Consider the following 26,446-nt stretch of genomic DNA (forward strand, 5'->3'; position numbering starts at 1 on the left):
ACCCTCCGACGGCTTGCTCCGGAGCCGTGCGCGTGTCGAGATTGAGCTACGTCGAGAGGGCTGCAACGCAGTTGGAATAGTGAGGTCGGCCCGCCCAAAGGGTGAAAACGCTGGTAAATAGGGAAAGCAGAAAAAAAGCGTTTTCACGCACGGCTCCGGATCCGGGATCCCCCCTGCCCCCCCCGCGGAAGACTTTCAGCCGGATCGATTTGCCGTGGATTCGGCTAGGGCAGGCCGGGGATGAGGGACAACCAGGCGGCGAGGGTGCAGAGGAGTCCGAAAAGGAGGTTGTATTGGGCGGTGGCGGCGTCGAGGGTGATGAAATCCGGCCGCCCGCCGGGGGCATGTCTGCGGCGGGCCCTGCGCCGGAGAGAAAAGGAGAGAGGAAGGGCGGCGGCTGTCGCGAAAAACGAGATCGGCATGGCGGGCATGGGCATTGCCGCAATCCGCGGGGCGGCGATGAAAAAGAGAAGAACGGCGAATGGGCTGAAAATGAGCAGGTCGTAATAAACGGCGGATCCCCGGTCACCGAGAACGACGGCCGGTGTGATGATCCCCTTCTCCTTGTCCAGGGCGGCGTCCCTCCAGTTGTTGGCGTGCAGGATGGCGGCGACCAGCATGGACATGGAGACGGCCCAGAGAACGGGAAGAAGGGAGAGCGCGCGGGTCTGGACGAACCAGGCGCCGAGCGAGCCCAGAATGCCGAAATTCAGAAAGACGGATAGATCGCCCAGAAGACGGCTTTTCAACCAGGAATAGCCGAGGCCGATTCCGATACCGGCCAAGCCGATTGCGACAAGCTCCCAGCCGGTCATGGCGGCAAGCGCGATTCCGAGTCCGGATCCAGCGGCGATCAGGACGGTCGATCCCCGAACGACCTGGCGTTCCGTGAGCCATCCCCTGATGATGGCGCCGCTCATCGGCGTTACCTTGACGTCGAGGCCGCGCCGGGCGTCGAACACGTCGCTCAGCATGTTGGCGCCGAGGTGGAGAAGGATCATTGCGGCAAGCGCCAGGACGAAGCGCAGGATGTTGAAACCGGAACCTCCGAAAACGGCGGCCAGGGAAGTTCCGAAGAGCACGGGCATGGTTGAGGCCGGGAGAGCCCAGGGACGGGCCGCGACGGCCCATTTCCGAGGCGCTGAAACTTTCTCTTCCGTGTTCATCGCAGGCTTGCGGCCTTCCATGCATTCTGTGACGATCTTTTATCGGGTCGAGGGAGCGGCACTTTTGTCAGGGCTCGGCTTCGAAAGGCAGGAATCCCTTACCGAAAATCCCCTGGGCGGGCGAGACGATGACGAAGGCTGTCGGATCTTCGTCTCCGACCAGGGCTTTGAGCGCGGCGACTTCGGTGACCGTCAGGGCGCACATCAGAACGGTCCGTTCCTGGCCGGTGAAAGCGCCTTTGCCGGAAAGAACGGTCGCGCCCCGATTCATCTCCTTGTTGATGCGTGCGGCGACCTCCTGAGGCTTGGCGGTGACGATGAAGGTGAGCAGCTGCTGCCGCCGCCGGGTCCGGCGGAACCAGGCGCGGCGGCCCTTCCGTCCTTCTTCCTCTTCGGAGGGAATCAATCCGGCCGGCAGGCTGTCGTAGCGGGGCAGCACCTCTCCTGCGGCCTGATGATAACGGAGTGTCCCGACGGCGAAGGCCAGAATTCCGATGTAGAACAGGGCCACGATAAGGGCAAGGGTTTCTCCGGGTAAATGGCCCAGTCGGGCGCGTTGGATGATCTCACCGAAGGACCCGGCCGGTTGGGGAAGAAGCCACAGGTTGGCCAGCCACGACAGGCCGATGACAAGATAAACCCAGAGATAATTCCGCCTCAGGCGGCGGCCGATGGCTTCCCGCTTCTTGATCGGGAATTTCGGTGTCAGAAGATTTTCGGCCAGGGCTTCGGCCCAGTCCGGGGAGGGATGAAAGGGCGGCACCAGCATGGCCGCGAAGAAATCCGTCTCCATGAGACGCACGCGCGTGCTCCAGAGTTCGTAGTAGCGATAGCGGCGGGCCTCGATCATCAGGAACATGGTCACCAGGATCATGTCGAGCAGGATGACCACGTGGCCGTAGCTCGCATGGGTGAAGGCGAAGGAAATGGCGGCGCCGGTCGTGACCACGGCCCAATTGGTGGTGGCGTCAAGGCGCTGCCGCCAGACATTGGCCCGCTGCACCTCGGCCCGGAAGAAATGGACCATGGCCGTCGTGAATTCGCCGGCTTTGAGCTGGAGGCCGCGGAAGGTCCAGATCGGATCGCATCCGGGCTCGGGAGGGCTTGAGGAGCCGGTGCCCGGAGGAGATGGGGCATCCTGTGTCATGGGGAAATTCTATGCCACGGCAGGTCGGGTGTCAAGGCAACCGGAATCCGGTCCATCAATCCCTCTTGACCTGCCCGACTTCAAAGAGCGGCTCTCCTTGGTTGGTGGGCGGTGTGTTGATGATAATAATCTAAAAATTCGGGATTTTAACAAGACTTGAAAAGAATAATCCAATTAATTAGATAAAATCCAAAATATTGAAGAAAAACCGCAAATTCTTTCAATCATGAAACCACTAAGAATAAGAAAAAAAACAAGATAGAATTGTTCAAGTTGCCTGAAATAATTGGCACAAGTATTGCATATATAAGAGCAAAATATATCAGCGTGGTTTGGAGGTGGAAAAGGAAGAAGGATGATTGACCGTATTGACAATCTCCAAGGTGCCTCCTCAAAAGGGAGGCAGGGCTTCATTATGGAACAGACGGGAGGAGAGAGATTGAGAAAACTGAAGAATGTGATTCTAAGCGTATTATGCATGACCATGCTTGTTGTGCCGGCCTTTACTCAAGAAGCGGCCGGAAGGTTCATAGGTACGGTTGTGGACAGCGACGGAACCCCCCTGCCCGGCGTTTCCGTCGCAGCCTCCAGCCCGGCACTTGTTGGACAAGCGGCCACGTTGACCGACGGCAATGGGGTCTATCGGATCCTGGCCGTTCCGCCCGGATTCTACACAATCACCTACAGCCTTTCCGGCTTTAAAACCCTGATTCGGGAACAAGTCCAGCTCCGGCCCGAGCAGAGCCTGACCCTAGACGTTTCCCTGGAAATGGGCGCGCTTGAAGAGGAGGTCATTGTCGTAGGCCAGTCTCCTCTGATCGATGTCCGGAGCACGGCGCGAGGGATGGATTTTTCCAAGGAGACTTTCCAACGCCTGCCAAGGGGAAGGGATTTTCAGAGTCTCGCGCTGACCGTTGCGGGCGTCAATGAAGAGCCGCTGACCGGCGGAGGACTTTCGGTCGATGGGGCGACTGGAGCGGAGAACGTCTTCTACATCGACGGCATGGACATCACCGAGATGGACCAGGGCCGCAAGGGCCAGGAAGCCGCCTTTGAATTCATTGAAGAGGTCCAGATGAAAGCCAGCGGCTACCAGGCTGAGTTCGGAGGGGCCATCGGCGGCGTTCTCAATGTAATCACCCGGTCAGGGGGAAACGACTTCCGCGGTGAGGTCCTCGGTTACTACGCAGGAAGTGTGCTGGAGAGTAAGGAAAGAGACACCCTGCGGCTCGGAACTTTTCAGGACGTGGCCGAATACGCCAACTTCCAGGATCTCTACGGAAAAGACAAGTCCCATCGGCTCGAGGGCGGGTTTAATCTCGGAGGTTTCGTCGTCAGGGATAAGCTCTGGTTTTTCACCTCGGTCCTGCCCGTCGCCCGATTCACCGAAAGGAACGTCGAATGGGCGACAGCGACAGATGTCCCTGTCACACAGCATTCCCAAAACTATTATTGGTACAATGCCTCCTTGAAGCTGACGGCCCAGCCGATCCAGGGCCTGCGGCTTTCGGCGAGTGTCCTGAGCAATTTCAGTAAGTACAAGGGCGACCTTCCGGCCAGGGACGGATCGGAAAGCCCCACAAAAAACTGGGGCGATTACGGTTTCACCTACCCCAATTTCAGCGGAACATTATCGGCCGATTACACCGTTGGGAACAACTTCCTGATCAGCGGGCGGTTCGGGTTCTTTTCCGAAGACATGACAAACCAGCTCGTCCAACCCACGGAGCCCCGCTACCATTTCCGTTATCCAACGGCTGGAACCATTCCCTATGGTCAGTTGGGAACAAACGCTATGTTCGAGGACATTCCCGCCGACATGATCCGGCCCCGTGGTTGGTCCAACATGTCCGCCGCCGATGGTTATGTGACCAACAGCCGGCTCAAGCAACGCGTGAGTGCCAACCTGAACTTCACATATTACATCAACTTGGCCGGCGAGCATGCCTGGAAGGCGGGCATCCAGTATATCCGGCTCCATCAAAACATTGATGACACATACAAGTATCCTTATGTCCTCCTCGGCTGGGGCAGCAATTTCCAGGACATTGTGACCGGGGAAATCACCGAGGGTCAGTACGGCATGTACGCCGTCCGCGGCGGAGACGCCGGCCCCTATGGGACCTTCGCCAATGTTTACAGCAACCGTTGGGCGATGTTCATCCAGGACAGTTGGACACCCAGCTTCGCGCCCCGGATGACATTCAATTTGGGGGTGCGGGTCGAATCCGAGGACATCCCCAGCTATTCCGATATTCCCGAATTCCAGTATCCCCCGATAGAATTTGGGTTTTTCGACAAAATCGCGCCGCGCCTGGGATTCGTTTATGACGTCTTCGGCAATTCCAGAACAAAGATCTTCGCGAGCTACGGCCTCTACTACGACGTGATGAAACTGGAAATGGCCATCGGCTCCTTCGGCGGCTTCAAGTGGAAGAGCGACTATTACTTGATGAACCATTGGGATTGGCGCCTCATCACCAAGGAAAATCCGGGAGCCCTGGGTCCCTACGTCGGCACCTACGATTGGCGGTTACCGTCCTTCGACACCCTGGATCCCGACCTTAGGCCTATGAGCCAGTCCGAATTCTCTTTTGGGATCGAACAGCAACTGGGGGACTATCTCTCGGGTTCTTTGCGCCTTGTTTACAAACATATGATCCGGGCCATCGAGGACGTCGGCGTTGTATCCCAGGCGGGGGAAACGTATTACATTTCAAATCCCGGGTTCGGATACACCCGTCCTGAATCTCAGGGTGGCTTGTTCAGCGATGCCTATCCCGAGACGCCGCGAGCCCAACGGGATTACTGGGCCGCCAACTTCAACTTCGAAAAGAGGTATTCGAACAACTGGATGGGCGGTTTTTCCTACACCCTGAGCCGCCTCTATGGCAACTACGACGGGCTGGGCGACAGACCCAATGTCGGCCGGGTTTGGGATCTGTGGTACATGGTCTATGATAAAAACATGAACGTCGCCAACGGGCCGCTCACCACGGACAGACCCCACCAGTTCAAGCTTTATGGCAGCTACCTTCTCGACTTCGGGCTTACCCTGGGATTTTTCGCCAACGCCATGAGCGGCGTCCCTGTCAGCAGGACCTTGCCTATGCCGGAGAGCTTAATGGTCGACGGTCGCCTATCCGACGGCCGGTCGCCGTTCCTGTTCCTGACCAATTTCTACGCCGAATACAACATCAAGATGTCCGACCGGGCCACTTTCCAGTTCAGTGTCAACGTGGACAACCTGTTGGACATGAAAACCGCGCGCCGGAAATACGCAGGAATGTCGCGCACCTCAATCCCGATGACGGACGCTCTGAAGGCCCAGGGCTTCACCTACAATTTCGATGCGAAAACGGCTACTGACGCTGAAGGACGAGTTTACTCCTGGACCCCCGATCCCCGCTTCTTGATGGAATACGATTTTACTCCACCTCGTGCCGTCCGCCTGGGATTCAAGTTCATCTTCTAGCCCATCGAGAGGTTTCTAGAACGCTTGGAAATTTTTATGGAGGCCCCTTCGGGGGCCTCCATTTTTTTTGGATCCTGATCTTAAGAAATTGTTGATTCAGAGCGAGGTTCGGGCGATCTCGGACTCGATCTTACAGAGGGAAAACACCTGTTTGAGGAAGGAGGAACTCCGCTTGTAGTTCCAATGCTTGTCTTTAAGCAGACGACGGACGCCCTCCGAATCTCTTTTCTTGAAAAGCTCTAGGAGCTTGCGGTGGTCTTCGATCAGTATCTTTTCCCATTCCGGGATATCTATGAGAATCTTGGGAAACTCCCAAAGACGCTCTTTCAACTGGCCGATGGTTTTCTTGAAGATATCGTTTCCATAGGCTTCGATGAAAAAGCTATGAATCGCGATATTGAGATTGCAGTATTCCTTGAAGTCCCCTCGCTCGTGGGAGGCCGTCATTTCCTGGAAAAGCCGTTCGAACCGGGCATACTCTTCATCGGTTAAACGGGCCGCGACACTGGCGGCTGCCTCGGCCTCGAGAGTTCCGATCATCTGAAACATGTCATGGATCTCTTTTTCGGTGAGCTTTTTGACAATGATGTGTTTTCTCGGTATAATTTCGACAAAGCCCTCTGTTTCCAGCTCGATAAGCGCTTCCCGTATGGGTGTCCGGCTGACATTCAGCTTTTCACGCAAATCCTTTTCGTCGATGCGCTCACCCGGATTCAGGGTTCCACCTTCCATTTGTTCCTTGAGATAGTCCTTGACGCATTGTTTCAAGGATTGATAGTTGAATTGAATCTCTTTCATCATCGCTCCGGGCTCAATAAAAAATTCTATAACCACCCCATTGACATAAAATTCTAAAACAGAATGAATTAAATATCAATTGATAAGATAAAGCTCCTCCTGCCTGGGATAGAAATATTTCAAGCCTTCGGGGGCGAGATAGGCATTTTCCTCTGTTCCCAGGGCAATCTCCCGCCCTTTCCATTCGGGTATGGCTGTCGAAGCCGAGGATTCCACGGCATAGATGGCCCCCATTCTCAGCGGGAAGGTTGTCCGAATTCCGTACCTGTCGGGCCAGTTGAAGTTGATCGAGGCCCCGATGCCGTGTCCCGGCACTCCCGTGGAATGGCAGTACACTCTCGCCTTGACGCCCCATTCCGCGCACAGCCTTTCGGCCGCCTCCTTCAATTCGTATCCGATGTCCCCGGCCCGGGAGACGTGGAGAATGGCGTCCTGAACTTTGAGGGAATTCTGGAAAGCGTCGCGGATTCCGGCGGGGGGTTCGTCCTCGCCGGCCCTGAGAACGTAGGCATTCTTCTGGTAATCCGTGTAGAGCCCGACATAGACGATCCCGATATCCGTGTGCACGATATCCCCAGGTTCGATGACGGTATTCTCATCGGCGAAGTCGCCGTCTTCCCGGGAGACGCGGATGATCGGCACATACCAGGTCTCGAGACTGAGTTCGGCCAGCCTGTCGTAAACATACTGCCGGACATCCCCGATGGTGCTCGCCTCCGGAGTGATGGCGCGGCGGCTGAAGACCTCTTCATGAATCCTTTTGGTGATTTCCGCTGCCTCGGCAAAATACTCGAGTTCCTCCGGAAGTCTTGTATCAAGAAAATCCACGATCAGCTGTTCGGCGGAAACAAGCCGTCCGGCGTATTCCGGCCCTATCGTATCGACGAGGAAATCCCTCATGGCCACGGTCAGTCCGTCGCACATGGGAATTGTGCGGGAGGTGTTGACGCCGATTCTCTTCGGATCCAGGGTTTCGATGACTTCCCGAAGAGCGGGCTTCAGGGACGGCCCTTCCCGTCCCTGACCGCTGTGATAGGAAATCTGTCGGTCCCAGACCCGGCTTTCACGGGCCAGGTGCGTTCCGATCACGATTCTTTGCGCCCTGTCGGAGCCGTCGTCGAAAAAGATATAGGCGTTCCGGTGCCCTCCCGTCGCCCCTTTCATGTCTTCAATGTAGTCGAGCACGAAATCTTCGTTGAATTCCCGCGACATGATAATCCAGCAGTCGATCTCCACCGCCCGCATGGCGGGAAGAAGAAGCGTGTCCACGCGTTCCAGGTTCAGGGAGGCCTGAATCGCCATGCGCTCTTTGAGCGGGCGGATCTGGAGGTCGGCGGAGGCTTCAGGAAAGTCCCGGCATGCTCCCAAAGCGAAGGCCAGGCTGTATATTAGGAATCCCAAGAGCGCCTTTTTCATTGGAGCGTTTCCTTCACTTCCTCGTCGCCAGGAGTTTTTCGATCTCATCGATTTCCTTCGGGACGTCTTTCGTCAGGACTTCGCATCCATCTTTGGTGATGAGGACGGTATCCTCGATACGAACGCCGAGATTTATTTCGGGATAGTAAAGACCCGGCTCGATGGCGAAAACCATGCCTTCCTGCAGGGGAACTCCTCGGGGCCCCACATCATGGGTTGACATGCCGACGTAATGACCGATTCCGCCTCGCTGGCCGCGCGGATCGATCCCTTTCTTTTTCATGACGGCGGCCACGTGAGCTTGGACATCGGCCGTTGTGACACCGGGTCGATAAAATTCCAGACAGGCTTTCAGGACCTCGAGCGCAATGGTATAAACCTCACGCTGTTCGTCGGAAAACTTGCCTGAGACGGGCCAGGTTCGGCTGATATCCATGCACATGTAATCGAGATCGCCGCCGAAATCCATGAGGAGAATGTCGCCGCTCTCCATGCGGCGCTCGTTTTTGCTGTAGTGCCAGACGCAGGAATTGGGCCCTGAGCCCACAATCGGCGGATAGGCGAATCCTCGTGCGCCGTGTTTCAGGACGACATGCATGGCCGCCGCCTCAACTTCGTACTCGAAGCCGCCCGGCCGCGAGGCGAGCATGGCCTGTTTCACGGCTTCGGCGGAAATTTTGCCGTTGCGGCGGAGGACCGCGATTTCCTCGGCCGACTTGATCACCCGCATCGCGTCGATATGCGGCACGACGTCTTCGAAAAAGAAAACGGGATAGCGCTCCTTGAGCTTCACGATGCGGTGCTGATCGATGGAGATCTGATCGTTGTAATGGGTCCTGTTTTTCCTGCCGACGAAGATCCCTGTCTCCCAGCGCCCGCTGTCGACATCGTCGGCCGGCGAAAGTCGGACGTGGAACTTCGTGCCGTGTTCTCCCGCGTTGCGGGCGATGAACTCGTCGAGGTAGCTCAAGGGGTGGATCTCGGCCATGCCTGTTTTTTCCGCTCCCCGGGAATCCTTGAGAAGATTCGTTCCATCGATCATCTCCTCGCGCGGGCTCTGGGCGGGGAGGAAGAGGAAGGCGCGGCCGTTTTTCGGAGTCATGACCACGACGGCGTTTGTATCGTCAACACCGGTGTAGTAATAGAAGTCGTTGTCCTGGCGGAAATGAGCTCCGGCGGGAACGGCGGCTCCTCCGAAGAGGATGATCATGCCGTTCCCGGTCTTTTCCATGAGAACGGCCCTGCGGCGTAGAAATTCCTCCTTCGTGTAGCCGGTCCTCTGGGCGGCGGCGTCGAGGACGAGGCCGACTGTCAGGGCCACGGCCATTATCAAGCGGATCCCAAGATTCCTTTTCAAAGTCGTTCTCCTTTCGCTTTCCATGGTGTCACAACGTCAATAGCGCCAGCTATGTGTATCGGCGCCCCGCGGGGCCGTCTTGAGGATGCGGTCGAGGATCTTCGGGATGAACATCTGGTGGTATCTCAGCCGTGAGATGGCGTTCGGCAGTTCGTGGTCGCCGTTCCAGCAGTGTTCGGCTCTGTCGCCGTAGTCGATTTCCCCGCCGTAGTAGGGATTTTTCGTGGATTCCAGAAATTCCTCGATGAGGTAGACAGCATTGTTTAGGTAGTAATTGTCCATGTCACCGACATAGATGTGGATCTTTCCCTGGAGTTTCGGGCCCAGGGTTTTCCAATCCCGTCTCACGATATGGGAGAGATCGTAGTTCTCCCGCCAGTATTCGGCGATTTCCCTGTCGATGACCCCGGTCCTCTTGTCCCAGATCGGCCGGGGGTAACCATCCGCTCCGGCCGGGCTGTACATGGCCTCCCAGATATCCCATTGGGCTCCGGATCGGGACCGTGTTCCCAGGACAAGTTCCCTGTGGTTCATGTCTTCGAGCGTGCAGTTGATGTGGCCGAGGTAGTTCCTTCGTCCCGGCCGGGGTGTTTTCTTGAACGGGCTTTTCAGGAAATAGGCGTTCTCGTCTTCGTAGATGTCGACGACCGTGTAGGCCCGAAAGTCGATAGGGTCCGGGCAGGCGGCGTAGCAGGCGTTGTATTCCTCGGGGTAAAAGATCTGGGCTGCGAGCGATTGCCAGCCCCCCGTTGATCCGCCGTAGAGAAAGCGCGACCAGCCCTGGCCGAGGCCGCGGAACTTCTCCTCGATATAAGGAATGAGTTCGTAGGTGATGGCGTCACCGTAAGGGCCGACGTTGGCCGAATTTACGGCATAGGAGGAGTCGTAGAAGGGGTTGGCGTGTTGGATTTCAATAATAATCATCCGTGGGGTGTCGGGCGCGGTCCAGTACTGGTAGAACTTATATGCGTATTCCTGGACGGTGATGTTGTAGTCAGGCAAATTGAAGCGGGAACTGTATTCGGGCTCGAGGTCGGGATCCGGGGGCGTCTCCCGAAAGCCTCCGAATGTGTAGGGGAAATGGCCGTGGTTGATGATCAGGGGATAGCGGGCCTCGGGATGTTCGTCGAAGCCCTCGGGAAGGAGAACGTTGGCGCCCAGGTACATCGGCCGGCCCCAGAACTCCGTGAGAAGCTCGCTCTGGATCTTGACATGCTTGATGTATTTCGTGTCGGGGGGATCGGGGATGGGTGGGATTTTTTTGTCGAGGACAACGGAGATCGTTTCCTTTTTCCGGGGATCGATATGCATTTTCACCGGCGTGCTGTAAAGATTGCCTGGAGCACGGTTCCATTGCTGGCCCTCGCCGCGGTCCATGGGCAGTTTGACCGTGTGGCCGTCGGAGCGATGGAATGTTTCGTAGACGTGGAGCAGCGCCTGGACCCAGTATTCGCCCGCGGGAATCCGGGAGAGGCTTTCCAAGGGATAGCCGAAAACCCCGTTGTCGATGACGGCTTCCCGGCCCGGCGCAAGCCCGTCGACATCGATGCCGAATACGAGTTGGGTGTCGGGCCCATCGCTGATCTGGAACCGGGGTTCGCGACTTTCGTCGATCGAGAGCATCAGAAGAACGCGACCATCCAGAGGGTCCGGACTCAGATCTTCAGAGAAAGAGACGGCGAAGCGGAGCTTCGCAGCCGGGGCGTTTTCTCCGATGCAGGAGACGGCCCCCATGATCGACACGAAAAGCAGGCTCAGGACAAGTCCTTGGAACCTTGGGAAACGATGGATTTTCATAACAATCCGCTCCTTCCGCAAAGAAAAATTGAGATAATCCCGTCTTCGGAGACCGGGATAAAGACCTTTTCCGGGCTGCAATTCATGAATGGAGACTTAGGGTAAACAATGAAAGCTGTTATTTTCATTGACGAGGCCCTGACAAAAATATATCATATTAAAAAATATCAAGCAATAATTATTTATGTACACCGCAAAACATTAATGAAATGAGCTCAGGCTGTCTATGAGGTCGTATCATAATTAAAAAAAGGAGGGCCGTTCCCATGATGAAAAAATCCCTTTTCATCTCCATCCTCATCTTCTTCCTGTTTTCTTTGTTCACCGCCTGCCGGTTCTTTGAAGGAAACGGGACGGGCGAGACAGTCTTTCGGGTGTATTTCACGGGAGAACAGAGCCAAGAAACCCTCGATGGACGGATCTTGGTGATGGTCTCGAGCGACGGAGGCCGCGAGCCCCGTTTTCAGATCGGTACAAGTTCCGACACGCAATTAATTTTTGGAATCGATGTCGAGGCCCTCAAGCCCGGAGAAGAAGCCGTCATAGACAGCGCCGCATTCGGCTATCCGCTCCGAAGCATCGCTGACATCCCTCCCGGTGACTACTGGGTTCAGGCCCTCCTCAACCGCTATGAGACATTCCGAAGGGCTGACGGTCACACCCTCAAACTGCCTCCGGATATGGGTGAAGGACAGAAGTGGAACCGAAAACCCGGGAATTTCTACAGTATCCCCCGGAAGTTCCGAGTGAACTCTGGGAAAACTGAGACGATCCGAATTGCTCTTGACCAAATAATTCCTCCCCTCCCCGAACAGGTCGACTCCAAGTATGTCAAGCATGTCAAGATCCAGAGTGAGTTGTTAACGGAATTCTGGGGCAGACCCACCTATCTCGGCGCCAATATCCTTTTGCCTGAGGGGTTCGATGAGCATCCCGAAGCCCGCTATCCTCTTGTGGTCAACCACGGCCATTTCCCCTTATCGCCTATCGACCCCCTTCCCTGGCGCGAGGTTCCTCCGGATCCGGATCTTGAGCCTATTTACAACGAAAGGTTTCAATGGGAAGGATACAACCGAACGGTTCAAGAATATGCCTACAAATTCTATCGGTACTGGACGGCACCGGACACTCCACGAATGATTATCATTTCCATTCAGCACCCAACGCCTTTCTTCGATGACTCCTATGCGGTCAATTCCGTTAATCAAGGCCCTTACGGGGATGCGATCAATTATGAATTGATCCCCTATATCGAGAAAAAGTTCCGAGGGATTGGAGAAGGCTGGGCACGTTTCCTCTACGGCGGCTCCACGGGGGGCTGGGAAGCTCTTGCCTCCCAGGTCTTCTATCCCGAAGAATACAACGGGTGTTTCGCCGCCTGTCCCGATTCAATAAGCTTTCGCTCCTTCTTCATCGTCAACATCTATGAGCATAGAAATGCCTACTTCGCAGACAGTCCTTGGAAGAAGACGCCGACTCCCGGAAACCGGAACTATCTCGGCGAAGTCAGTTTCACCACAGAGGAGGGAAATCATCTGGAGCTTGTGCTCGGGACAAAGAGCCGATCCGGAGGGACCTGGGACATCTACAATGCCGTCTATTCCCCGGTCGGGGAGGACGGATACCCCATGCCGATATGGGACAAGCTTACTGGAGAGATCGACCATGATGTGGCCGAATATTGGCGCGAGAACTATGATCTTGTCCATATCATGCAGAGGGATTGGGAGACACTCGGACCAAAGTTGGAAGGAAAAATCCATATCTATGTCGGAGACATGGACAATTGGTACCTCAACAACGCTGTCTATTGGGCAGAAGAATTTCTGGAAAGCACAAAGGACCCTTATTACGCAGGCGAAATCGACTATGGCGACAGACAGGAACACTGCTGGAACGGAGATCAGGACAGGCCGAACGCAATCTCGCGGTTGAGGTACCAGCAGATGTTTGCGCCCAAGATGGTCGAACGCATGCTCAAGACAGCCCCGCCGGAAGCCGATACGAAAAGCTGGCGCTATTGATGTCTGTTTCGCCAGAAAACTGAGAACGAATCTGAAAATGCATCTGAGTATCCGTGAGATTGTCGTCGCATGTTATTATCATCAATATACCGCAACACTAAGTTCGGCCGATGCCGGAAAAATTAAATTCGAAAGGAGATTGTAATGAAAACACCGCGCGTCTTCACATTCATCCTCGCCGCCGGCCTCTTCCTGGGGGGGATTATCCTCCCGGCTGATCCCGGCGCCGATCCCCAGAGCCTTGATTGGTCCATGTCCCATGTCCGGGATATCGACAACATCCTGCCCGAAAGACAGCGGGCCGAGGTCTTTAATCAAATCCTCGAATGGCGGCTGGACAACATTCTACCCGAAATTCTCCGCCGGGAAAATATCGATCTCTGGCTTGTTATCTGCTTCGAATACCAGGAAGACCCCGTTTATATGACCCTCGTTCCTAAACCCCAGTTGACCGCCCGAAGAATGTCCATCCTTCTCTTTCACGACCACCCGACGGAAGGGCTCAAGAAGCTGACAGCCAACTGGCACGGCACCGGAAGCGCCGGTCCCATGTACACAAACATTTTCACGACCGAATACCGGGAGCGGGGTGCAAACGCTCAGTTCGACGCCGTGGCCGACTACATCCGGAAACACGACCCGAAGCGCATTGGGATCAACACCGCCGAACACTGGGACTACCACGACGATTTTTCCCACGGCACTGCACTGACCGCGTTCAACAAGACAAAGCTGGAGCAGGCCTTGGATCCGGAACACAAGAAGAGACTCGTTTCGGCCGAGAAGGTCTGCATCGGCTGGCTCGAAACACGCAGCCCGCAAGAGCTGAGCCTCTACCGCCACCTCTGCGGCATCGGTCACGATCTCATCGCCGAGTTTTTCTCGAACAAGGTCATCACTCCCGATGTCACCACTACCGACGATGTCTGCTGGTGGATCAGGCAAAGGATCACCGACCTGGGCCTGGAAACCTGGTTCCATCCTTCGGTCAGCATCCGGCGTTCGCCGGCCGATCAGAAGAAATACGGCTCGGACGACAGGGTTATCCGGCGCGGAGATCTCCTCCACTGCGACGTCGGGATCGACTACCTGGGTCTTAAGACCGACCAGCAGCACAACGCCTATGTCCTGCGTATCGGCGAGACGGACGCGCCCGAGGGTCTGAAGGCCCTGCTGAAAAAGGGCAACCGCGTGCAGAAGATCCTTATGGACGAAATGAAGGAAGGCCGCACCGGAAATGAGATTCTCCGTGCGGCGCTCCGGAAGGCGAAAGGCGAGGGCATCGAAACCCGGATCTACACCCACCCCATCGGTTTTCACGGCCACGGATCGGGCATGATGATCGGCATGTCGGAGAAACAGGACTTTGTTCCCGGAACGGGCGAGCATCCCCTATTTCCGAACACCGTCTATTCCAGCGAACTCAGTGTGACGGTCGCGGTGCCCGAGTGGGGAGGCGCGAAGGTGTCTTTGGGACTCGAGGAAGAGATGGTTTTCGCGAACGGAGTCTGCCGCTGGGTCGACGGATACCCAACGACCTTCTACCTGATACACTGAGAGGCGGGGAGGTTACCCCTGATGCACGTCGAGGGATTTTTATTCCTGAATCATGTCAAATATGAAGCCTTAAGTGAACCGATGGATTTTTGCAACGATTGGATTTGCTGCCGATTCCAACCCGATATGTTTGCCCACGGGCACATCATATAAATGGAGTCCTGCTGTTCACCGAAGTTGTTGGTGAAGCGGCCGGAAATCTCAAGATTTTGGAGGATTTTCATGTCTTTAAGACGGCGCGATTTTTTGAAATGGTCGGGCCTGTTCTCTGGGGCTGCGGTTCTGTCTTCGGGATGCACGCCGCAAAATAAATCCGGTCCAGGTGTAGATCCCATGGACCTCTTGAAACCCATGACCGGAGATATCGTGCCGATCAGCGATGATGAACGGATGCAGCGGATCGAGAAAGCTCGCCGCCTGATGATCGAGAACGGAATCGATGCGATCTATCTCGAAGGTGGAAGCGGGATGTTCTACTTTACAGGTGTGAGATGGGGAACCAGTGAGCGCATGTTCGCTGTGGTCATCCCCGCCAAAGGGGACATCGCCTGGGTCTGTCCCGCGTTCGAGGAAGACCGCGCCCGGGAACTCATCCGTTTCGGGGAGGATATCCGAACTTGTGAAGAAGAAGAAAGCCCGGCCCGCCGGGTGGCCCAAGTCTTCCGGGACCGCGGCCTCCTGACCGGGAAAATCGGGATAGAAGAACGGGTTCGCTTCTTTCTCTATGACAACATCCGTCGGGAAGCGCCTCATTTCGAATACGTCAGCGCCGATCCCGTCACGATCGAATGCCGTGTGATCAAGTCTCCGGCCGAACTGGCCCTCATGCAGAAAGCGGTCGACATCACGATTGAAGCCTATAAAGCGACCGTGGCCAAAATCGAGGCGGGAATGACCGGGAGTGACATCCGGGAGATCTCCACGCGGGCGCATGCCGCACTCGGCGTTCAGGGGGGAATCGGGGCTCAAATTGCCGAGGCTTCCGCCAATCCCCACGGCAGCATCAAGCGGATTGAAGTCAAGGAAGGGGACATCATCCTGATGGACGGAGGATGCGGAGTCGATGGATACCGTTCGGATATCAGCCGGACCATCGTCTTCGGCGATCCTTCCGTCCGGCAGAGCGAAATGTGGAACCTGATGAAAAAAGCCCAGGCGGCGGCCTTCGCCGCGGCCGGGCCGGGGGTTCCCTGCGAGGATGTCGATCGTGCCGCCCGTCAAGTCTACGCCGATTACGGCTTTCCCGGCGGATACAAGCTCCCCGGCTGCCCTCACCGCACCGGGCACGGAATCGGGTTGGATGGGCATGAGTGGATCAATTTGGTCAAAGGAAACAAGCGGCCCATGGAACCGGGTATGTGTTTCAGCAACGAGCCCATGCTCGTGCTTCCCGGTGAGTTCGGCGTCCGGCTTGAGGACTGCATTTACATTACTCAGGACGGCCCGCGCTGGTTTTCCCAGCCGAGTCCAGCAATTGATAAGCCATTCGCTTGAAAAAACCTTCATCCGGTTCATAAATATGCGTTTCTGTTCTGCCCTCCGGATCTTGGCCTCTTCAGGATGCAACGGTTTGATAAAACCGGGCATTCGGAAAGGAGTTCGGGATGAAGAAGAAGTTCACGGAGGCACAGATCGTCTTTGCCCTTCACCAAGCGGCGAGCGGGACGCCGGTTGCGGCGATCATCCGGAAGATGGAGATCTCCGAGGTCACGTTCTATCGCTGGAAGAAGAAGTCTGCGAGAAGGAGGCTTCCCAGGCGGCGCAAGGCCTGTAGACACTTTGCCGATATTTGCCCTGCGAGGCGATGGGCAGGACTTCAGGTCTTGCCGATGAGCCGGGTCATTCCAGGATCTTGAAATACTTGTAGATTGGGTAGACGACGCTGCGCCGGTCCGCGCCGAGCGATCTGAGGTGTTCGTCCAGGACGCCCCAGCCGACGAAACCGTCGGCGGCCTGGGGTTCCAGGCAGTAGAAGGCCGTGTTGGCGTTGGGCTGGGCCATGTCGACCCGGAAAGTCCCCGCGGGGAACTCCTTGACCGGCGACGGGGCGAAGCCTCCCTTCAGGCTGAACGGTGCTTCTTGCCTCTGGCCTCCGGGCCTTTGGACGATCCGGTCAACGACAAACTCTTCGCCCGATACCTTGACCGGTTTCTCCAGGACATCGATTTGAATGTTGTGGGTCCGAAGCTTCTCGACGACGAATTCCAATTCGGCCGGAATCAGGTAGCCCCGCGGCATTTTCGCTTTGGCCGTGCCGACCGGCTTGGCCATGAAATCGAGCCCCTTGACGACTTCCGGCGGTCCCAGCATGTGGGCAGGGATCTTCGCCCGGACGCTTGTTCCCGGGACGTAATCCGAGACATTCCTTTCCCTGTAGGCCAGCACATCGACCTTTCCGTACGATTGATATTCTCCGGCCACATAATTCTCGAGACTCCCGCTCTCGGCCTTGGCTTTCACAGCTTCAACAACGTCACGGTCCGCGCTGCGGCAAATGTCCTGCATTTGCCGGCCATGGGCGCGTGCGAACTCCAGGATCTCGGCGACAAAGGCGAAGTGGGCATAGATTTTGCGTTCGAAGGATTCGTGGCCGGGTGATTCGGCCAGGATGGTCATCCGGTTCCGCAGGCCGTAGGCGTTGGCTACAAACTTCGCCTCGTTCGACCACCAGCCCTCAAGATGCGACCAAATCTTCGGCGGCCATTCCTGATCGAAACCGCAATGCGTGAACATCTCAAGGCCGAAGTTTCTGCGCGCGGATTCGCGGACGGCCGGGAACAGCGTGTCGAAGACATAATTGCGCGGACCGGGATGGGCGGTCGGCACGGTGCACGTGGCATAGCCCATGGCGTAGCCGTGCTGAACCCGGCCCATGGCGTGACCGTCATAGATCAGAATGGGGTCCCAGCGGTTGAAAATCGTTCGATAAAGTCCCATGATTTCGATAGTATCCACCTTGACCGCGTCCCGATTGAGGTTAAGGTTTTGGGAGTTGCTGTTCACCCCGAGGAGATGGGGTGTCCCGTGGTTCAGGTTCAGGATTTCGTTGCCGTCGACATTGAAGTTGGGGACGACGATGATGACCAGGTTGTCCAGAAGATGTGACATCCGGCCGAAGAGGATCTCGCGCATGATCATCAGGAGCGCCTCCTTGGCTTCGGCCTCGTAGGGGTGGATGTTTCCCTGGAAGTAGACGACGGTTTTTCCGGATTTCTTGGCTTCTTCCGGGGTCGTGACCCTGGGCTTGGCCAAGACGACGGCCGGGCAGTTGCGCCGCATAGGGCTCGTGTACACGTTAAAGACATGGACATGTTCACTGTTCCACCGGAGGGCGTTTATGAATTCGAGGACCTCGGTGGAGGAACTGGTCCGCTCGAAGTTCGTCTTCTCAGGGATAGTCAAGTCCTTGGCCGGCCATGTTCCGGCCCACCCTTCAGGCACGGAATCTCCCCAGTAGATTTCTTGGGCGGCGACATCCAGGACAAAGCCGACGGTCAGGGCCGCGGCCATGACAAATAAGATAACGAAATGTTTTTTCATGAGGGTCCACTCCTTGACTTGGCTTTGAGTTAAATATATCATAGAAAAAAATATCAAGCAGGTTTTTTTTATAGGAGGGAGATGGTCATGAGAAAGCCGCTATACTGGATTGTCCTTCTGGGTTGTGTATTCGGGCTGGCCGCGGGTCTTTCCGCCGCTCGGAATTGGAACATGAGCGATGTCCGGGACATCGAGAATATTCTTCCGGAAAAAGCCCGGGCCGAGGTTATGAACGCGTGGCTGGAATGGCGTTTGGACAACATCGTTCCCGAGATCATGAAACGGGAAGGCATCGACCTCTGGTTGATCATCAACCGCGAATATAACGAGGATCCCGTTTACCTGTCGATGATTTCCCGGCCGAACATGAACGCCCGCCGGCTTTCGATCCTCATTTTTCACGACCGCGGAGCCGAAGGCGTCAAGAGGCTGACCGCCAACTGGCACGGCACAGGGAGCTCGGGCCCCCTCTACGAGCCGATCTTCACCGACCGCTCCAAGGGCTGGAAGGGCCAGTTTGAAACCGTCGCCGCATATATTAAGAAGTATGATCCCCGCCGGATCGGCCTCAATTTTTCCGAACACTGGCAATTCGGCGATGGTTTGACGGTAGGGCTGATGAAAGAGCTCGAAAAGGTTCTTGACCCGGTTTACAGGGAAAGGATCGTTTCCGCCGAGATGCTTTGCGTCGGCTGGCTCGAAACCCGCAGCCCCATGGAAATCAGCGTCTACCGCCACATCCAGGGCATCGCCCACGACATCATCGCCGAATTCTATTCCAATAGGGTCATCATTCCCGACGTCACGACGACGGACGATGTTGTCTGGTGGATCCGGGACAGGATCACGGGTCTTGGGCTGGGGACCTGGTTTCAACCGTCCGTGAGTATCCGGAGGTCGCCGCGGGACGAAGCCCGGTACGGCAAAGGCGACAGAACGATAAGACGGGGGGACATTCTTCACTGCGATGTCGGCATTTCCTACCTGGGCCTTTCGACCGACGCCCAGCACAACGCCTATGTCCTTCGCCTCGGGGAAACGGACGTTCCCGCTGGGCTCCGGGAGCTTCTCCGGCGCGGCAATAGGCTCCAGGAGATCTTTATGGATGAATTCCGGGCGGGCCGGACCGGGAACGAGGTCTTGCTTGCGGCCTTGAAAAAAGCAGGGGCCGAAGGGATCGAGGGGCGGATCTACACCCACCCCCTCGGCATCCACGGACACGCCGCGGGCACGACAATGGGAAGGACGGAGTCACAGGAAGGAGTTCCCGTGAGGGGCGACTATCCTCTTCATGAAAACACGTGTTACGCGATCGAGCTGAGCGTTTCCCATGTGATCCCCGAATGGGACAACGCCCGGGTCTCCATCGGGCTCGAAGAGGGCGCCGTGTTCACGAAGGACGGATGCCGATGGCTTGACGGCTACCCGAAAAAATATTACCTGATCCACTGACGCCGAAAGTCAATACCTCCAGCTTGTCGTATCGGCGCTCGGCGGGGCTGTCTTGAGGATGCGGTCGAGGATCTTCGGAATGAACATCTGGTGGTATCTCAGCCGCGAGATGGCGTTCGGCAGTTCGTGGTCGCCGTTCCAGCAGTGTTCTTGCCTGTCGCCATAGTCGATTTCCCCGCCGTAGTGAGGTTCTGTCGTCTTCTCCAAGAACTCTTCCATGAAATACACGGCATTGTTGAGATAGTAATTGTCCATGTCGCCGACGTAGATATGGATCTTCCCCTTTAGCTTGGGACCGATCGTCTTCCAATTCTTTTCCAAGAGATATCTGAGGTCATAATTGTCTCGCCAGTATTTTGCGACCTCAGGGTTGATGGCTCCGGTCATTCTGTCCCAGATCGGCCGTGGATATCCGTCATCGCCGACCGGGCCGAATGTGGCCTCCCAGATATCCTGTTGGCCTCCCGAGCGCCCTTTGCTCCCGAGGACAAGTTCCAGGTGGCAAGCTTCTTTGAGGGTAAACAAGATCTCCCCTAAAAAATTGCGTCCCCGGGGTCTCGGGGTCTGTTTCCAAGGAGTGTCCAAGTAGTAGGCATTTTTGTTTTTGTAGATATTTACGGACGTGTAGGCCCGGAAATCGATGGGGTCAGGGCAGGCGGCATAACAGCCGTTGTAGTCTTCGGGGTAGAAGACCTGGGCGGCGAGCGATTGCCAGCCCCCGGTCGATCCGCCATAGAGAAAACGCGACCAGCCCTGGCCGAGGCCGCGGAACGTCTTCTCGACATAAGGAATGAGCTCGTAGGTAATGGCGTCGCCGTAAGGGCCGACGTTGGCCGAATTTACGGCATAGGAGGAGTCGTAGAAGGGGTTGGCGTGTTGGATTTCCATAATAATCATCCGTGGGGTGTCGGGCGCGGTCCAGTACTGGTAGAACTTATATGCGTATTCCTGGACGGTGATGTTGTAGTCAGGCAAATTGAAGCGGGAACTGTATTCGGGCTCGAGGTCGGGATCCGGGGGCGTCTCCCGAAAGCCTCCGAATGTGTAGGGGAAATGGCCGTGGTTGATGATCAGGGGATAGCGGGCCTCGGGATGTTCGTCGAACCCCTCGGGAAGGAGAACGTTGGCGCCCAAAAACATCGGCCGGCCCCAGAACTCCGTAAGAAGCCGACTCTGGATCCTGACGTGCCTGATGTATTTTGTGTCGGGGGGATCAGGGATGGGCGGGATTTGCCGATCGAGAGAAATCTCTATGACTTTGTCTTCCCGGGGATCAATCCAGAATTTCTCCGGCTTGCTGTAGAGGTTGCCCGGCTTGCTGTTCCATCGCTGACCCTCACCCTTGTCCGGGGCAAGCTTGACCGTGTGACCGTCGGAGCGATGGAATGTCTCGTAGCGATTGAGCAGACCCTGGACCCAATATTCACCCGGAGGGATTTCGGACAGACTGTCCAGAGGATAGCCGAAAACCTCCTTGCCGATCACTGCGTTTTCTCCGGGTTCCAGTTCCTCGACCTCGATGCCGAAGACAAGCTGTGAGTCGGGGCCCCGCGTGATGAGAAAGCGGGGCTCCCGGATTTCGTCATCCGAAATCATGAGAAGGATGCGTCCCTCCAAGGCCTTTTGACTTTGCTCCGATGGAAAAGACACGGCAAAGCGGAGTGTTTCCGCTATGGAGATTGTGCCGAGAGACATGAACAGCATGAAAAATGATAATCCTGAAATGAGAAGTTGTCGCCTTTTTTTCACTGGACCTCCTCCATCTTCATATATGGATTTGTGTGTTTTCAACGGTTTTCGGGGGTTCTCAGGCCGGCGGCGCCTAACGGATCAGCATCAGTTCTTTGACCGGCGGGGTGAGATACCGGGCGCCGTTCTCCTCGACGATGACCATTTCCTGAAAATGGACGCGGAGATTTCCTCCGTGTTCCTTGGAAAAGACAGTGACACTCGGTTCGATGGCGTAGATATCGTTCTTCTGGAGGGTCATGGAAATTTTCTCTCCGTAGGCCTTCCAGGGAGGACCCAGAATGGCGCCCAGCCCGTGAACCCAAACTCCCGTGGTGTGACCGGTCGCGTGCCCATACTCCTTGAATCCGGCACCGACCACGATGTCGCGGGCCGCGCGATCTATATCCACGCCGGTCGCGCCGGGGCGGATAAGTGAGACCGCCGCCTCCGTGGCCCGCAGTCCTGTATCGAAAATCTTTTGGATCATCGAAGGAGGGGCGTCTTCGCCTTCCCTGAGGACATAGGCCATTTTATTGATGTCGGCCATGTGCCCTTCAACGAGAAAACCGGAGTTGATGACGATCAAGTCACCTCTTTCCACGACCTTGTCCCGGGGCGGTTTCCCCAGACGGAAAGCCCCCACGGTCACGGTCGGGCTCCAGTATTCCTGCCATCCCGGCTCGAGGCCTTCTTCCGCTCCTCTTTGCCGGATGTAATCGAAAATCCCCCGCGCCGTGGTCACACCGGGGACAACCATGCGCAGGGCGTCTTCCGTGATGGCTGCGGATCTTCGGGCCGATTTCGTGATCAATTGGATTTCCGCGGGCGTTTTTCTGTTCCAGAGGGAGATGATGATCTTTTCGGCGGAGACCACTCGTCGGGACAATTCCGGGCCCACAGCCGCATCGAAGATCATCTTCATGCCGAGTGTCAGGCCGTCCGCGACGCCTTCGTCCAGAGAATAGTTGAGGGCGATGTTGCGGGGATTCAGTCCATTCAGTTTTGCGCCGAGGAGGTCCTGGAATTCGCTGAAGGCTTTCTCCCGATTAAAGGTATAAACGAGGACTTCCGAGTAGATTCCGGTCTCCATGATGGCCTCCCGGTCACCGGTGGCGGCAATGGCCGTCCTGCCTCCGTCCCGCGTGAAAATGAAGGCCGCCGGGACCGTGACATCTTCGCCTCCGATGTATTCGACGATGGGATCGAGTTGAATTTTTCTGTCCCAGACGACATTGGTCATATCGTCGTTCGGGTCCCGTGTCAGTGTCACCCAGCAGTCGATGTCATATTCCTGCATGAGGGGGAGAAGATACAGGTCGAGCTTGTCCTTGCGGATAATGTCCCGCAACTCCACATTCGTGTGCCGGAAACCGAATTGGGCGTGAAGAGGGGGGGGCGGAACCCCGGCCGCCACAAGAAAAACGAACGACAGACCGATTGCAAAAGATCGTCTCATTGTTGATTTCCTTTCCTTATGATTTCCATTCTTTGCCCGGCTAACCGGCGGGGCTTTGGGAGCCGTTCCCCATCTACTCTTTAAGTCATTCATAATAAATCAATAAAAAGAATCGAAAAAATGTGTTTGCACTTCTAATATATTTTAATAGAATATTTATGATTGATCAATTAAAAAGAGGTGTTTCATGAAACCCGGTATTTTCATCCGCCGTTCTTCTTTCTATTACCTTGTGATCATCCTGGTCTTTTGCAGCCTGTCCCTCCCGGCCGTGGGCTCCGCCGACGCCGGGTCGCAAGCGCAAAGCGTTCCGGAGAAGATGAGAGAAGGATATGAAAGCATTCGTCCTGAGGATTCGGTGAGCTATTTGGAGTTTATTGCCGCGGACGAACTTGAGGGACGCGACACTCCGAGCAAGGGTCTGACAATCGCCAAGCTGTACATTCAAAGCCTCTATAAAACCTGGGGTGTTCAGCCGGCGGGCGACCCGGCCGGCTCCTCCCGGTCCTATGAGCAAAAAATACCTGTCGTCATCAAGGAATATGGAAAAGACACATTCATGGAGGTCCGATCGGGCGGAATCGCCCGCAAATTTTTTGTTGACACGGATTTTTCTTGCAGTAACGGAGCTGATTTTGCGGGGACGATTGTGGGGCCGGTTGTTTTCGCGGGCTACGGACTCTCGGCTCCGGATGTCGGGTATGACGATTTCGCGAATATCGACGTCAAGGGAAAAATCGTCGTCGTCGCGGCGGGGAAACCGGGTGGCCCGGACGCGGACACCGTCTTCAACCGGCCCGAGAACCGGGCTCGGTTCGCCGGCCGGCGCACGCCCGCGGAAAACTGCGCCCGTCTTCTGGCGAGGAAGGGTGCCCTGGCTCTCATCATCATCGACGAATCCCGTGGCCGTGCCGTGAGCCCTCACGGATATATCCGGGGCGATCGCATCCGCTCGGCCGGAAAAAGCGTTTTTTCCCCCGCACTGTCTCTTGTCGATCCCATGGTGCCGTCGTTTTGGGCCTCCCCTGAGGTGGCGGAGGCGATTTTTTCATCGTCCGGACGATCATTCGTCGAATCGAAAAACTCAATCGATTCCCGGATCCGGCCGAATTCCCTGAACTTTCCTGGCGTAACCATAGACATCGATCTCGATGTCCGGCAAACGCCTTCCCTGACGGCCAACCTCCTGGGTATGATCGAGGGTTCCGATCCCGAATTGAAAAACGAGTTCGTGGTCATCGGCGCCCATCTGGACCACGTCGGGATGAATCCCCAGGGATATGTTTTTAACGGTTCGGACGACAATGGATCCGGATCGGTGGGCGTCCTGCAGATCGCCAAGGCCCTCGCCCGGAATCCCGTGAAACCTAAAAGGTCCGTTCTTTTTGCACACTGGACGGGCGAGGAAAAGGGGCTCGTCGGCAGCGGCTATTTCGTGCGGTTCCCCACAATTCCCCTGGAAAATATTGTGGCCAACGTCAATCTTGACATGATTTCCAGGGACACGCCTCTCAGTGTCGTCAAGGAAACGGCAAGGGATTTCAACATCGATCTTGCGATACTCGACGGCCTCGAAGATCTCCCGGAGAAGACGCTCATGGTCTTCACGTCGTCCCCGGCGCCGTCTCTTGAGGACATGTCCGTTCAGTTGGGCCGCGATCACAGCGGCCTTCAGGTCGTTCCTCTCCCGTCCTTTCCCATGCTCGGCAACAGCGATCATTATTTCTTCTGTCTGAAAAAAATTCCGGCCGTTTTCTTTTATACAGGCGGGCACCGGGAACTGCACCAGCCCGGGGATACCGTGGACAAAATGAATAAAACCAAGATGAGCCGGATCGTCCGTCTCGCTTACCTGCTCGCCTTCACGATCGGCGAGGCCGCGGACCGTCCGGCCTGGCGGGATTCGCCGACACAGATTTTGCCGTTTCAATGGTGAGAAGGCCGAGGCTTGGAGTGAAAAGGAGGAATGTCATGAAAAACAGGCGTTTCATTGGGATCGCTGCAGCCGCCGCAATTTTTTGCGCGGCCTTTTCTTTCGCCGTCCAGGATGAACCCGATCTGGCCATGGTCGCCAAGATCCGGCATGAAGGCATCAAGAACTCCCAGGTGATGAAGCTTGCCGGTTACTTATGCGATGTCATTGGACCTCGCCCGACGGGTTCGCCCGCCATGACCCGGGCCTCGCATTGGGTGTTGGACAAGCTGAAGGAATGGGGACTTCAGAATGTCCGTTTGGAACCCTACCATTTCGGCGTCGGTTGGGCGCCTCAATACATTTCCGCTCACCTGCTCCGCCCACACTACCAGCCGCTCATCGCCATCTCCGTGGAATGGGGATCGAGCACCCGGGGGCCCGTCACCGGTGCCCCGGTGTTTGTCGACATCAAGACGCATGCCGACATGGAGAAATATCGGGGCCGGCTCAAGAATGCCGTCGTTCTTTACATGCCGCCGCGGCCGACGCCGCCGCACTTCACGCCGGATGCCCGAAGATTCGACGACGAAGAATTGAAGAACATGGACCGTTATCCCATTCCGGATGAATCGCCGGTCGATGCCGATTATGTTCGGGGTTTCATCGATGACCTGGAGGATTTCTTCAGGGAGGAAGAGATTGGCGTCCTGGTCCGCCCGAGTTCTCCCGGGACGCGTGATTATGGGACGGTCCGCGCCTTCGGCATCCGGCAGGCCATCAACCCCGAACGACCGCGACCCTTGCCCGAAATCATCCTCGCCACCGAGCATTACAATCTCATCCACAGGCTTGTCACGGAGCATCGGGAATCCTGCGAAATGATCGTCGAGGTCCGGACCGAGTTCTATGACGACGATCTCAACGGCTACAATGTCGTTGCGGAAATTCCGGGTACGGACAAGAAGGACGAAATCGTCATGTTGGGTGGGCACCTCGATTCCTGGAGCCCGGGAACAGGCGCCGCCGACAATGCCGCAGGCTGTGTCGTTAACATGGAAGCCGTCCGCATCCTGAAGAAGTTGGGTGTCAAGCCGCGCCGCACGATCCGGATCGTCCTGTGGAGTGCCGAGGAGAAAGGCTGGCTGGGTTCCAAGGCCTACGTCGCCGAGCACTTCGGGGAAGTGGAGACGATGACCCTGAAGCCGGGCCATGCCAAGCTTTCCGCATATTTCAATTATGACAACGGCACGGGGCGGATCCGTGGTATCAGGACACAGAACAACATCCAGATCCGGCCGATTTTCGAGAAATGGATGAGGCCGTTTCATGACCTGGGAATGACCCAGGTTGTTAACCTTTCGACGATGGGTTCCGATCACGGCGCCCTGGACCTGGTCGGGCTGCCCAGTTTCCAGTGGATCCAGGATCCCATCCATTACGGCACACGGATTCACCATACGAACATGGATGTCGTCGACCACCTCATCCCCGAAGACTTGATCCAGTCGGCGGTGATTATTGCGAGTTTTGTCTATCACACGGCCATGAGAGAGGAGATGCTACCACGCAAACCTCTGCCGGCCCCGCGCAAGTACCCCGTGAGGCGCTGATCGCT

Annotated in this window: 17 protein-coding genes and 1 pseudogene; 8 read left to right on the forward strand and 10 right to left on the reverse strand. The window is 56.3% G+C overall.

What is annotated here, in order from left to right; translation table 11 throughout:
- Positions 1–224: 224 nt before the first annotated feature.
- Together SCM96_04410 and SCM96_04415 are read right to left on the reverse strand one after the other, a co-directional pair.
- Positions 225–1,166 (reverse strand): prenyltransferase, encoded by a 942-nt coding sequence (locus tag SCM96_04410; protein ID MDW7759865.1) that lies wholly within the window; start codon positions 1,164–1,166, stop codon positions 225–227.
- A gap of 67 nt (positions 1,167–1,233) precedes the next feature.
- On the reverse strand, positions 1,234–2,313 hold the full coding sequence (locus SCM96_04415) for a DUF2270 domain-containing protein (protein ID MDW7759866.1): 1,080 nt from the start codon (positions 2,311–2,313) through the stop codon (positions 1,234–1,236).
- Between the two features lie 439 nt (positions 2,314–2,752).
- Between SCM96_04415 and SCM96_04420 the strand changes: the two genes are divergently transcribed.
- Positions 2,753–5,788 carry a carboxypeptidase regulatory-like domain-containing protein gene (locus tag SCM96_04420; GenBank protein MDW7759867.1) on the forward strand — a complete coding sequence of 1,012 codons (3,036 nt, stop codon included), beginning with the start codon at positions 2,753–2,755 and terminating at the stop codon, positions 5,786–5,788.
- 96 nt (positions 5,789–5,884) lie between these two features.
- Here SCM96_04420 and SCM96_04425 read toward each other — a convergent pair whose 3' ends face one another.
- The 4 genes from SCM96_04425 to SCM96_04440 form a co-directional block, all read right to left on the reverse strand.
- Positions 5,885–6,589 carry a GntR family transcriptional regulator gene (locus SCM96_04425; protein ID MDW7759868.1) on the reverse strand — a complete coding sequence of 235 codons (705 nt, stop codon included), beginning with the start codon at positions 6,587–6,589 and terminating at the stop codon, positions 5,885–5,887.
- 72 nt (positions 6,590–6,661) lie between these two features.
- On the reverse strand, positions 6,662–8,002 hold the full coding sequence (locus tag SCM96_04430) for a M24 family metallopeptidase (protein ID MDW7759869.1): 1,341 nt from the start codon (positions 8,000–8,002) through the stop codon (positions 6,662–6,664).
- A gap of 13 nt (positions 8,003–8,015) precedes the next feature.
- Positions 8,016–9,359 carry a Xaa-Pro peptidase family protein gene (locus tag SCM96_04435; protein ID MDW7759870.1) on the reverse strand — a complete coding sequence of 448 codons (1,344 nt, stop codon included), beginning with the start codon at positions 9,357–9,359 and terminating at the stop codon, positions 8,016–8,018.
- 36 nt (positions 9,360–9,395) lie between these two features.
- On the reverse strand, positions 9,396–11,156 hold the full coding sequence (locus SCM96_04440) for an alpha/beta hydrolase-fold protein (protein ID MDW7759871.1): 1,761 nt from the start codon (positions 11,154–11,156) through the stop codon (positions 9,396–9,398).
- A gap of 269 nt (positions 11,157–11,425) precedes the next feature.
- Between SCM96_04440 and SCM96_04445 the strand changes: the two genes are divergently transcribed.
- Positions 11,426–13,180: an alpha/beta hydrolase-fold protein gene (locus SCM96_04445; protein MDW7759872.1), complete on the forward strand. Its 1,755-nt coding sequence runs from the start codon at positions 11,426–11,428 to the stop codon at positions 13,178–13,180.
- A 144-nt stretch (positions 13,181–13,324) separates the two neighbouring features.
- Complete coding sequence (locus tag SCM96_04450) at positions 13,325–14,737, forward strand: M24 family metallopeptidase (protein ID MDW7759873.1); 1,413 nt, start codon at positions 13,325–13,327, stop codon at positions 14,735–14,737.
- Between the two features lie 50 nt (positions 14,738–14,787).
- Here the strand turns inward: SCM96_04450 and SCM96_04455 are convergent, their stop codons facing one another.
- Positions 14,788–15,072: a hypothetical protein gene (locus tag SCM96_04455; GenBank protein MDW7759874.1), complete on the reverse strand. Its 285-nt coding sequence runs from the start codon at positions 15,070–15,072 to the stop codon at positions 14,788–14,790.
- On the opposite strand from SCM96_04455, the gene SCM96_04460 reads away from it, so the two are divergent.
- Complete coding sequence (locus SCM96_04460) at positions 15,071–16,231, forward strand: Xaa-Pro peptidase family protein (GenBank protein MDW7759875.1); 1,161 nt, start codon at positions 15,071–15,073, stop codon at positions 16,229–16,231. The two genes, SCM96_04455 and SCM96_04460, sit on opposite strands and share 2 nt — an antisense overlap.
- Before the next feature lie 110 nt (positions 16,232–16,341).
- Positions 16,342–16,470, forward strand: a pseudogene (locus SCM96_04465) (transposase).
- Positions 16,471–16,576: 106 nt separating this feature from the next.
- On the opposite strand, the gene SCM96_04470 reads toward SCM96_04465, so the two are convergent.
- Positions 16,577–18,277: a M14 family zinc carboxypeptidase gene (locus SCM96_04470; protein ID MDW7759876.1), complete on the reverse strand. Its 1,701-nt coding sequence runs from the start codon at positions 18,275–18,277 to the stop codon at positions 16,577–16,579.
- A gap of 87 nt (positions 18,278–18,364) precedes the next feature.
- Between SCM96_04470 and SCM96_04475 the strand changes: the two genes are divergently transcribed.
- Complete coding sequence (locus SCM96_04475) at positions 18,365–19,729, forward strand: M24 family metallopeptidase (GenBank protein ID MDW7759877.1); 1,365 nt, start codon at positions 18,365–18,367, stop codon at positions 19,727–19,729.
- 9 nt (positions 19,730–19,738) lie between these two features.
- On the opposite strand, the gene SCM96_04480 is transcribed toward SCM96_04475, so the two are convergent.
- Together SCM96_04480 and SCM96_04485 are read right to left on the reverse strand one after the other, a co-directional pair.
- On the reverse strand, positions 19,739–21,433 hold the full coding sequence (locus SCM96_04480) for an alpha/beta hydrolase-fold protein (GenBank protein MDW7759878.1): 1,695 nt from the start codon (positions 21,431–21,433) through the stop codon (positions 19,739–19,741).
- A 118-nt stretch (positions 21,434–21,551) separates the two neighbouring features.
- Positions 21,552–22,916, reverse strand: coding sequence for a M24 family metallopeptidase (locus SCM96_04485; protein ID MDW7759879.1), 1,365 nt, complete (start codon positions 22,914–22,916; stop codon positions 21,552–21,554).
- Between the two features lie 187 nt (positions 22,917–23,103).
- On the opposite strand from SCM96_04485, the gene SCM96_04490 reads away from it, so the two are divergent.
- Together SCM96_04490 and SCM96_04495 are read left to right on the forward strand one after the other, a co-directional pair.
- Entirely contained in the window at positions 23,104–24,852 is a 1,749-nt protein-coding gene (locus SCM96_04490) for a M20/M25/M40 family metallo-hydrolase (protein ID MDW7759880.1), read from the forward strand.
- Positions 24,853–24,887: 35 nt separating this feature from the next.
- On the forward strand, positions 24,888–26,441 hold the full coding sequence (locus tag SCM96_04495) for a M20/M25/M40 family metallo-hydrolase (GenBank protein MDW7759881.1): 1,554 nt from the start codon (positions 24,888–24,890) through the stop codon (positions 26,439–26,441).
- Positions 26,442–26,446: the final 5 nt, after the last annotated feature.

The organism is Acidobacteriota bacterium (assembly GCA_033549365.1).
Lineage (GTDB): Bacteria > Acidobacteriota > Aminicenantia > Aminicenantales > Saccharicenantaceae > JAWSUF01.

Bases quoted from the DNA above. Each gene is read 5' to 3' on its own strand.
- SCM96_04455 (MDW7759874.1), bottom strand. From the start codon at position 15,072: ATGGGATCTACACCTGGACCGGATTTATTTTGCGGCGTGCATCCCGAA.
- SCM96_04410 (MDW7759865.1), bottom strand. From the start codon at position 1,166: ATGAACACGGAAGAGAAAGTTTCAGCGCCTCGGAAATGGGCCGTCGCG.
- SCM96_04440 (MDW7759871.1), bottom strand. From the start codon at position 11,156: ATGAAAATCCATCGTTTCCCAAGGTTCCAAGGACTTGTCCTGAGCCTG.
- SCM96_04415 (MDW7759866.1), bottom strand. From the start codon at position 2,313: ATGACACAGGATGCCCCATCTCCTCCGGGCACCGGCTCCTCAAGCCCT.
- SCM96_04450 (MDW7759873.1), top strand. From the start codon at position 13,325: ATGAAAACACCGCGCGTCTTCACATTCATCCTCGCCGCCGGCCTCTTC.
- SCM96_04475 (MDW7759877.1), top strand. From the start codon at position 18,365: ATGAGAAAGCCGCTATACTGGATTGTCCTTCTGGGTTGTGTATTCGGG.
- SCM96_04490 (MDW7759880.1), top strand. From the start codon at position 23,104: ATGAAACCCGGTATTTTCATCCGCCGTTCTTCTTTCTATTACCTTGTG.
- SCM96_04445 (MDW7759872.1), top strand. From the start codon at position 11,426: ATGAAAAAATCCCTTTTCATCTCCATCCTCATCTTCTTCCTGTTTTCT.
- SCM96_04430 (MDW7759869.1), bottom strand. From the start codon at position 8,002: ATGAAAAAGGCGCTCTTGGGATTCCTAATATACAGCCTGGCCTTCGCT.
- SCM96_04460 (MDW7759875.1), top strand. From the start codon at position 15,071: ATGGACCTCTTGAAACCCATGACCGGAGATATCGTGCCGATCAGCGAT.
- SCM96_04485 (MDW7759879.1), bottom strand. From the start codon at position 22,916: ATGAGACGATCTTTTGCAATCGGTCTGTCGTTCGTTTTTCTTGTGGCG.
- SCM96_04480 (MDW7759878.1), bottom strand. From the start codon at position 21,433: ATGCTGTTCATGTCTCTCGGCACAATCTCCATAGCGGAAACACTCCGC.
- SCM96_04495 (MDW7759881.1), top strand. From the start codon at position 24,888: ATGAAAAACAGGCGTTTCATTGGGATCGCTGCAGCCGCCGCAATTTTT.
- SCM96_04470 (MDW7759876.1), bottom strand. From the start codon at position 18,277: ATGAAAAAACATTTCGTTATCTTATTTGTCATGGCCGCGGCCCTGACC.
- SCM96_04425 (MDW7759868.1), bottom strand. From the start codon at position 6,589: ATGATGAAAGAGATTCAATTCAACTATCAATCCTTGAAACAATGCGTC.